Here is a 10563-nt window from a genome sequence, read left to right as displayed (position 1 = left end):
CACAAGAAAAGATGAAGGAAAATTCAGAAAATCACATGAAAACACTTCAAAATGACTGCAAAAGGGTAGTCAAATATTTTAAACATCACAACATAAAATATGCTGCGTAAAACTAACGATATATAGATGCGAGGTTAATATTAATAAGCGTAACAAAAAAACAAAAACTACTACAACGTTAGAGTAAGAAAAGTTATCAACACGAAAACGTTTTCGTGTATTTTTCGTTTTTTTATGCAAACTTTTAAATATACTTTCGGAGAGTGAAGTGTAAAATATTGTTAAATTTCTAAACATAATTTAAAGAATCAATATATGAATAAAAAACATTTATTATCAATTGGAATTCTCTGCCTTATGTCTTTCGGTGTATTCGCCCAAAACGTAATTAAAGGAAAGGTAGTGGAACAATCTTCGGGAGAAGGACTTCCCGGAGTAAGTATAATCATTAAAGGAACCTCAACAGGTACTTCTACGGATTTTGACGGAAATTTTGAATTAAACTCTACTACAGGAGAAAATATTTTAATCTTCTCATACATAGGATTTAAAACGGCAGAACAAAATGCTACAAGTACTAAGTTTTTATCCATCTCTTTAATAGAGGACGCGGAGGCTTTAGATGAAATTATTGTAGTTGGTTATGGTACGGCTCGTAAAAAAGACCTTACGGGTGCTGTTACAGCAGTTGGAACAAAAGACTTTAACAAAGGTGCTGTTGTTTCTGCACAAACATTAATCCAAGGTAAAGTTGCTGGTGTAAACATTACCTCTGCAGGTGGAGCACCTGGTGAAGGACAACAAATAAGAATTAGAGGAACAGGATCATTAACATTGACATCAAACCCATTGATTGTTATTGATGGAGTTCCAATGAATGATGGTGGAATTGGAGGATCTAGAAATGTCTTGAATTCAATAAACCCAGCAGATATCGAAACTATGACCGTTCTTAAGGATGCTTCTTCTACAGCTATTTTTGGATCTAGAGCTGCAAATGGTGTTATCATGATTACAACTAAAAAGGGAAGTCTTGGCCAAGATTTCAAAGTTAGTTTTAATACAAATTTTTCATCATCTAGTGTATTAGACAATGTTTCTGTTCTTGACCCTAATCAATTTAGAACTCTAATCAATGAAATAGGAACTGCAGATCAAATTGCTCTATTAGGAGCTAGCAATACAAATTGGCAAGATGAAATTTATCAAACGGCATTCAATACAGAAAGCAATTTAAGTCTTTCTGGAAGCGCTGGAAACTTACCATACCGTGTATCTGTTGGATTTACTGATACTGACGGTGTCTTAAAAACCGACAACTTAACAAGAACTACTGCAAAGGTCTCTTTGACTCCTCAATTTTTTGATGATCATTTAAAAATTCAACTAAACGCAAATACTTCTATTATCAAGAATCGATTTGCTAACAGAGGCTCTATTGAATCTGCCGTTGGATACGACCCTACGCAGGCTATTTATGACGAAAACTCAAAATATGGAGGATATTCTACTTGGATTGATCCCGCAACAGATAACATATACAACTTAGCTCCAACAAACCCAATTGCTTTGTTAAATCTAAAAAATGACCTTTCTGATGTTTATCGATTTATTGGTAATATAAAATTTGATTATAAATTACATTTTATGCCCGACGTAACTGCTGTATTAAATGTAGGTACCGACAACTCTACTAGTGAAGGTCATGTCGTTACAGATCGTAGAATGCCTACCACAACTATTGGTTATAATGGAGAGAAAGACACTTATTCTAATGAGTCAAAGAATAGTCTACTGGATTTTTACTTAAATTATAAAAAAGAATTAAACAAAGATCACAATATAGGAATGATGCTTGGTTACTCTTACCAAAAATTTGAATTTGATAATTTCAATGAACAATATGATTATTTTGAAGATAGCAATGAAAACTTGTACAATTCAACTGTTGACAAAAGTAAGAATGTATTAATTTCCTTTTTTGGTAGAGCAAATTATAACTACCAAGATAAATACTTAATAACGGCAACTCTTAGGGCAGATGCTTCTTCATTATTAAATCCTGATGACCGTTGGGGGTATTTCCCTTCAGTTGCTTTGGCCTGGAATGTGACAAACGAAGAGTTTTTAAACGATTCAGATATTATCAACAATCTTAAAGTTCGTATAGGATATGGTCAAGTAGGAAATGTAAATGGTCTTAATCCATATCAATATTTAACTAGATATACTGCTAGTGAACAAGGAGCTTCTTACCAATTCGGAGATAGCTTCTCTCAAACATATAGACCAGAGCCAATAAATGAAGATTTACGTTGGGAAATTGGAAGTACTTTTAATGCTGGTATAGATTATAGCCTATTCAAGGGGCGTATTAGTGGGTCTTTAGATGCCTATATAAAGAAGACTGAAGATCTGATCGCCAACTCAACTATTGATCCTTTTACGAATTTTGGAAACCGAATTGACGCAAACATTGGTGATATGGAAAATAGCGGAATTGAATTCGCCGTTAATGTTGTGCCTATTCAAAATGAAAATTTGAGATGGACACTTAATTACAATATCGCCTTCAACCAAAACGAAATCACTAGAATGCCTGACATACAAGATGTTGGAGGAATCTCAGGAGGAACAGGAAACACTATACAAAGACATGAAAAAGGTCAAGAGGCATTTTCATTCTTTGTATATGAACAAGTTTATGATGAAAATAACAAACCAATAGAAGGAGTCTATGTGGATAGAAACAACGATGGTAAAATCACAGAAGAAGATCGCTATTTCTGTAACAGTCCAAATGCAGACATTACCATGGGGCTTAGTTCGTCTGTAAACTACAAAAATTGGGATTTTAATATATCAACAAGAGCTAGTTTGGGAAACTACGTTTACGACAACGTTTCTTCTTTCATAGGTTATGAACATTTAGCTACTGCAAACAATATCTTAAGCAATTTAAGTACTGACTACTTAAACTCAGGGTTTACAACAATTACTGACACTAACCTTAGAAGTGATTATTATGTAAAAAATGCTTCTTTCTTTAAAATTGACAACATTACACTAGGATATACAATTCCTAAAAAAATCACTAAAACACTAGGTATAAGAGTTTATGGAACCGTTCAGAATCTACTAACCGTTTCAGATTATGATGGACTAGATCCTGAAATTCAAGGAGGGATTGATAATAACCTTTACCCTAGACCTCAAACTTTCTTAGCCGGATTAAATGTTAATTTTTAATAAAAACAAAATTATGAAATCAAAATATATAAAATTAACCATCGTAAGTGTCTTGACTTCAATTTTTCTAACTTCATGTTTAGATGACTTGAACCAAGACCCAATTGATCCAGATAGTTTTACAGAACTAGATGTTTTTTCCAACAAAACAGAGGCGAAAATGGCTCTAGCCAAAGTTTATGCAGCATTAGCACTAACAGGACAAGTTGGACCTGCTGGTAATCCAGATATCACAGGGATTGATGAAGGTTCTTCTCAATTTACACGTATGCTTTTCAATCTTCAAGAATTGACCACAGACACAGGTGTAATTGGATGGGAAGATCCTGGGTTGCCAAATTTACATGAAATGAACTGGACATCAAGTAATGTTTTTGTCGAAGGTATGTATTACCGTTTGGCGCAAGAAATTTCTTTTACCAATTCATTTATTGCAAATGCAGAGGTACTAGCTTCAGATACTGATGTACAGGAATTTATTGCAGAAGCTCGTTTTTTAAGAGCCTATACTTATTACAATTTAATGGATCTATACGCCAATGTTCCACTACTAACAGAAATTCAAACTGAATTACCATTTCAAAGTAATAGAACTGAAATATTTGCTTTTGTTGAATCTGAACTTTTGGCTATAGAAAGCTTATTGAAATCTAGTAGAAGTAATGAATATGCAAGAGTTGATGCAACTGCTGCTCAGGCACTATTATCTAGACTTTATTTGAATGCAGAGACGCTTATCGGCCAAGATAAATATACTGAATGTATAACCTACTCTACTAAAGTATTCAACTCTGGCTATTCTGTTAATACGTCAGATGGAAATGGAAGTGGTTCTGCTTATGATGAATTATTTTTAGCTGACAATGATACAAACGGAGCACAAAATGAGAATATTTTTGTAGCTGCTTTTGATGGAATTCAATCTCAAACCTGGGGAGGATCAACTTTTATTGTACATGCTTCTTTAGGTGGAACAATGGATCCAACACTTTCAGGTGTGAATGGTGGTTGGGGAGGAATCCGTACTACAAAAGCTTTAGTTTCAAAATTTGAAAGTGATGAAGTAAATGGGAATAACGAACCAATATCGTGGGTAGACAACCGTGCTATGTTTTATGTAAACGAGCAAAACTACGAGATTACAACAATTGCTAATGCATTTGAAGATGGTTATGCAATTCATAAATTTAAAAATGTTGATATCAATGGAAATGCTGGTAGTGATTCTTCTGGAAATTATGTTGACACAGACATTCCTTTGATAAGAGTTGCTGAAATTTATTTGAATTATGCAGAAGCTGTTAAAAGAGGCGGATCTGGTGGTTCTGAAGGTGAAGCTGTTAATAAAATTAACGAATTACGTGAACGTGCCTACGGAAACAGTAATGGAAATATAACTACTGCTGATTTGAGTTTAGAATTTATTTTAGACGAAAGAGCAAGAGAGTTGTACTGGGAAGGTTTTAGAAGAACAGACTTAATACGTTACGATTTGTTTACTACTGCAACTTACCTATGGCCTTTTAAAGGGGGTGTTTCTTCCGGAACAAGTGTAGATTCTTATAGAAATATTTATCCGATTCCTAGTAATGTTATCAATGTAAATTCAAATCTTGAACAAAACCCAAATTATTAATCTTACTAAATTAAGACAATGAAAAAATCTATATATTCATATATGTTGATGTTGACAACCCTACTTCTATTAGGTGCTTGTACAGACGACATTAACGATCACGTCATTCTAGACACTACTTCAGAAGATGCTAGTATTTTTGTTCACTCATCAGATGACTCCGTAGTTCTACTTAAAGACAACATAGGACAAGATGCATTGACCATTTCTTGGAACGAACCCGACTTTGGAGTAAATACAGAAAACCCAAGTTACCAAGTAATAATTGCTTCGGATCTAACTAATTACTCCGATCTTGCTATCGCTACAATTACTGACGATACTCAAAAAACTTTTGAAGTTGAAGAATTGAATACATTTCTTACCAATAACGAGATTATAGCTGAGCAAGCAACAGATCTTCAAGTAAAAATAATTGCAACCATTGGGTCATTATCAAAAGAATCTGACATTATCACAATCAATCTAACAACTTATGCAGATAAAATAGATTTATCGACTAACTGGGGAATTGTAGGAAGTGCAACACCAAATTCTTGGGATGGACCAGACATACCTTTTTATGAAACAGGTACTCCAAATGAATACGTTGCCTATGCAACTTTTATAGATGGAGATATTAAAATAAGAAAAGACAACGCCTGGGATGTAAGCTATGGAGATGCTAATTTAGATGGGATATTGGATACAGACTCTGATAACGATATTGCTGTAACTGCAGGAACTTATAAAGTTTTATTCAATGAAACAACACTTGCATACTCAATAGAAGCATACACATGGGAAATTGTAGGAAGTGCAACAGCAAATGGTTGGGATGGACCAGACCTTGCTATGACATACGACTCTACCTCAGACACATGGAAGGCTCTTGTAGCTTTGGTTAACGGTGTTATTAAAATAAGACAAAACAACACTTGGGATGTTAGTTATGGTGACGCTAATTTAGATGGTATTTTAGATACGGACTCTGATAACGATATTGCTGTAACTGCAGGAAATTATCTAGTAACTGTAAACACAAACACTCTTGAATATTCTATTGAGGCTATTGATGTTTGGGGAATTGTAGGAGATGCAACACCAAATCAATGGGATGGACCAGATACAAAATTTAATTTAGATTTTAGTCAAGAAGGTGTTTGGTATTTGAATGATATGGTCTTAACTGACGGACAAATTAAGTTCCGCACAAATGATGATTGGAGCCTAAGCTACGGTGATGCAACTTTAGATGGAATTTTAGATGGTGATGACAACAACAATATTCTTGTTACAGCAGGGGTTTATGATTTTACATTGGACTTTTCTAACCCAAACACTCCTACCTATACGCTTACAAAACAATAAAAAGAATACAACTATTATTCAACCAGAATAATAGTTTTAATATAATTACTATAATACAGATACATCTCTTGAGAAGTTCTTGAGGTGTATCTTATACCAAATAAACATATTATTTATCTGAAACAACTATTCAGCAGTGATACACATCACTATCTACAAATATAAAAGTGACTTTTCTATGAAAAAACTACTACTCATTTTCATTTTAGCAATCCCAAATATATTTTTTAGTCAAATTACAACTAGCCCGTTAATACCAACTATTAACAGCGAAATTACTTTAGTTTTTGATGCAAGCTCTACTCCACTAGCAGATTATACAGGTGATATATATGCTCATACTAGTGTTACAATTGATAGTGAACAATGGCAATATGTAATTGGAACATGGAACGACAATACCACCCAACCAAAATTCACCAGAGATGACAGCAATTCCAACTTATATCGATTAAAAATATCACCTAATATTCATACTTTTTATACTGTCGAAACAAATAAAACGATTACTGAAATCTCTATCGTTATCAGATCTACTGATGGAAGTCTACAAAACGGATCAGATATATTTATTCCAATTTACGACGATAAATTAAACATCGTTTTTTCCTACCCTACAGAAGGAAGTGCTTTTGAAAAAAATCAAAATATAACATTTACTGCGGAAACAACTGTAGCCGCAGACCTAGAGATTTTAATTGATGATATATCAATTTCAAAACTAACAAACACTAGTTCAATTAGTGCCGATTATTCTTTTATAACAACAGGAAACCACACCATAAAAGCTATTGCCATTAATGGAGAAGAAACAAAAACTACCTCGTTAAATATTTTTATAAAAACAACAACTCAAAACATTGCTAGACCTAATAACGAAAAAAGTGGTATCACCATTGAAAATGATGAAGTTACTTTTGTTTTATTAGCACCAAACAAATCAGACATCGTTCTTTTAGGCGACTTTAATAACTGGACTATCGACGAAAATTATTTAATGCATAAGGATGGTGACTACTTTTGGATTACACTTTATAACTTAGATAGCTCAGAGGAATACGCGTATCAATATTATATAGACTATCAAATAAAAATTGCAGACCCTTATTCCGAAAAGATATTAGACCCTAATAATGACATTTATATAAACAATATTACTTACCCCGATTTAAAACCCTATCCCACTGGCTTTACTACTGGAAACGTATCTAGCTTTAAAATAGCTGAAGAACCTTACGCTTGGTCTACATCAACATTTGTTAGACCAAATCAAGACAACTTGGTTATTTATGAAATGCATATACGTGATTTTACAGAAAAAAGTTCTTTTAACGAAGCAATAACACATCTAGATTATTTAAAAGAACTAGGCATTAACGCCATAGAATTGATGCCCGTTAATGAATTTGAAGGCAATGATAGCTGGGGTTATAATCCCTCATTCTATTTAGCTTTAGACAAGGCATATGGAACTAAAAACGATTTTAAAAATTTCATCGACGAATGTCATATACGAGGAATTGCAGTATTGTCCGATGTAGTATTCAATCATTCATACAGTCAATCTCCATTGTTACAAATGTACTGGAATGAAAACACTAGTAAACCTGCCGAAGACAATCCATGGTACAATGAAAATCATAATTTAATAGATAATACTTCTGCTCATTGGGGTTACGACTTTAATCATACCAGCACCTATACAAAAGCTTTTTTTAAAGATGTACTTAGCTATTGGATGAACGAATATAAAATTGATGGATTTAGATTTGATTTTACTAAAGGTTTTTCAAATACAATCTATGAAGGTGAAGATAACTGGGCTAGTACCTACGATGCTGATAGAATTGAGATTTTAAAAGAATATACAGACCATGTTTGGAATACAGACATCAACAACAAACCGTATGTTATTTTTGAACATTTATCCGACAATTCCGAAGAAAAAGTATTGGCTGATTATGGAATTTTGCTTTGGGGAAATTTAAATCATAGTTATACTGAAAACACCATGGGCTTTGGAGATAATATAGATTGGATTTCTTATAAACAAAGAGGTTGGAATACTCCTTCTGTTTTAGGTTATATGGAAAGTCATGACGAAGAACGTATGATGTACAAAAACTTAGAATACGGTAACGAAACGGATAACTATTCTGTAAAAAATCTCAATACAGCATTGTCTCGTCAAGAAACTGCTGGTGCTTTTCTGTTTTCTATTCCTGGTCCTAAAATGATTTGGCAATTTGGAGAATTAGGGTATGATATAAGCATTGACGAAAATGGTAGAACAGGTCAAAAACCTGTATTATGGGAATATTTTACTAATGTAAATAGAAAACACATTTATGATACTTGGAGTACATTTATTGCTTTTAAAAACAAACACGAAGTTTTTAACACAAATGATTTTAGCTTAAACACCTCAGAACTTTTAAAATCAATCACTTTAAATGGTACAGAAATGGATGCCATTGTTTTAGGGAATTTTGATATCGAAAATTCTGAGATTGACATAAATTTTACTCAAACAGGTACTTGGTATGAATACTTCTCTGGTGAAATATTAGAACTTAGCAGTACAAACCAAACAATAAACTTAGACGCAGGGCAATATAAATTATATACCACTAAAAAAGTTTATGATCCTAGAGGAGGAACAGAAAATGACGATAGTGATAATGATGGTATAAATGATCTATTAGATTTATGTCCTAATACTCTTGAAGGTGCTGTGGTTGATGAAAATGGCTGTGCACTTTTTACTTTAGATACAGAAAATTTTACTATAAAAACTACAAGTGAAACTTGTGCGGGACAGGATAATGGAATACTGACAATTAACTCCGTTAAAAACTATAATTTTACTGCTCTTTTTAATGGAGAAGAATACAATTTTCAAACAGAATTAATTATTAAAAACATCACTGCAAACACTTACCAATTGTGTATCTATACTGAACAAGACCCCAGTTTTGAACAATGTTATGAATTAACAATTGAAGCTGGAAGCGACTTGTCAGGGAAAATCACAAGTAAAATAAATGGAAATAACATCATTACAAACATCAATATTTTAACGGGTACAGCCCCTTATAAAGTACTTCTAAACAATATAAATACAAAAACCACCAGTGAATCCAATTTTAATATTGCCACAAAAGTGGGAGATCAATTAATTATTGAATCTGCAAATAATTGTGAAGGAATCTTAAACAAAACTATTATTACAAACAGCACTTTTACGGCCTATCCAAATCCGAGTAAAGGTAATATCACTTTGATTTTCGAAAATATCATAACAGAAAACGTTAGTATTCAGGTAATAGATATGACTGGGAAAACGGTTTACTCAGACAATTCTATTATAAAAAATGGAATTATAAATCTAGATTTAACCAGTCTTTCTAACGGTATTTACTTTATCAAAACGATTGGAAAATCTACAAACACAATCAAATTAATAAAAAAATAACAACATGAAGAATTTACTCTATACCTTAAGTATATTATTTATTGTTTCATGTAGTCAAGATGAATCAACTGAAACAAACCAAATAAATGAAGCTCCAGACATACCTAGTCTCTTAAATCCAAGTAACAATCAATTATGCACTTCTGATAATTTAGATTTCGAATGGGCGAGTTCGACTGATTACGAAGGAGATGAAGTCAATTACTATTATCAGGTTTCTACTGACAATATGTTTAATGCTATTGTTAAAAGCGGAACAATTATAGGAACCCTAAAGAACTTACAATTAGAAAAGGAAACTGCTTATTACTGGAGAGTCCAGGCTATTGATAGTAAAGGAAATAAAAGCGATTTTTCAGAAATATGGAATCTCTATACAGAAAGCATCGGATTAGAAAATAACCTCCCTTTTATGCCTGAATTGGTAGCTCCTAAAATGGAAGCTAGTTTAGATTCAGACAGAATAATTTTAGAATGGAATTGCTCAGACATAGATAATGACAATCTTGTTTACAATCTTTATATAGGAAAAACAGAGAACCCTATTTTAGTTTTAACAAATATTTCAGACACATCTACTGAAATAACTATCGACTCTAATTCTAACTATTATTGGAAAGTAGAAGCTATTGATACAAATGACGGAAAAACTATTGGTCAATTATGGAGCTTCACGACCAGTTTTTAAAATTTTAAGCCAAACTTTTAAAGCTTCCTCCATTCAATAACTTAACGCAACAAATCTAAATTTATAGATTTGTAAAATGGCAGTAAAAAAACATAGACGACTTACTCGTAAAGAAAGAGTATAAATTGAGACTCTTTTAGATGAAAAAAAATCAAAATCCTACAT

General features: G+C 32.7%; 5 protein-coding genes. All 5 read left to right on the top strand.

The annotated features are described in order from the left end of the window. The first annotated feature begins 315 nt into the window (after positions 1–315). Positions 316–3249 carry a TonB-dependent receptor gene (locus tag V5787_RS12565; protein ID WP_336893551.1) on the top strand — a complete coding sequence of 978 codons (2934 nt, stop codon included), beginning with the start codon at positions 316–318 and terminating at the stop codon, positions 3247–3249. Positions 3250–3262: 13 nt separating this feature from the next. Next, positions 3263–4885: a RagB/SusD family nutrient uptake outer membrane protein gene (locus tag V5787_RS12560; protein WP_336893550.1), complete on the top strand. Its 1623-nt coding sequence runs from the start codon at positions 3263–3265 to the stop codon at positions 4883–4885. A gap of 18 nt (positions 4886–4903) precedes the next feature. After that, positions 4904–6235 (top strand): SusE domain-containing protein, encoded by a 1332-nt coding sequence (locus V5787_RS12555; RefSeq protein WP_336893549.1) that lies wholly within the window; start codon positions 4904–4906, stop codon positions 6233–6235. Between the two features lie 178 nt (positions 6236–6413). After that, the gene (locus V5787_RS12550) at positions 6414–9710 is read left to right on the top strand and encodes an alpha-amylase family glycosyl hydrolase (protein ID WP_336893548.1); all 3297 of its coding nucleotides are present in this window, start codon (positions 6414–6416) and stop codon (positions 9708–9710) included. A gap of 4 nt (positions 9711–9714) precedes the next feature. Continuing rightward, positions 9715–10398 (top strand): hypothetical protein, encoded by a 684-nt coding sequence (locus V5787_RS12545; RefSeq protein ID WP_336893547.1) that lies wholly within the window; start codon positions 9715–9717, stop codon positions 10396–10398. The last annotated feature ends 165 nt before the right edge of the window (positions 10399–10563 follow it).

It is taken from the genome of Flavicella sp., from assembly GCF_037132785.1.
In the GTDB taxonomy this organism is placed as follows: domain Bacteria; phylum Bacteroidota; class Bacteroidia; order Flavobacteriales; family Flavobacteriaceae; genus Flavicella.
Note: the sequence above shows the minus strand (reverse complement) of the source record. Positions and strands in the feature narration are given on the sequence as shown.

What these genes read in the sequence shown, in the direction of transcription:
- V5787_RS12565 (WP_336893551.1), top strand. Translation starts at nt 316, where the DNA reads ATGAATAAAAAACATTTATTATCAATTGGAATTCTCTGCCTTATGTCT.
- V5787_RS12545 (WP_336893547.1), top strand. Translation starts at nt 9,715, where the DNA reads ATGAAGAATTTACTCTATACCTTAAGTATATTATTTATTGTTTCATGT.
- V5787_RS12550 (WP_336893548.1), top strand. Translation starts at nt 6,414, where the DNA reads ATGAAAAAACTACTACTCATTTTCATTTTAGCAATCCCAAATATATTT.
- V5787_RS12560 (WP_336893550.1), top strand. Translation starts at nt 3,263, where the DNA reads ATGAAATCAAAATATATAAAATTAACCATCGTAAGTGTCTTGACTTCA.
- V5787_RS12555 (WP_336893549.1), top strand. Translation starts at nt 4,904, where the DNA reads ATGAAAAAATCTATATATTCATATATGTTGATGTTGACAACCCTACTT.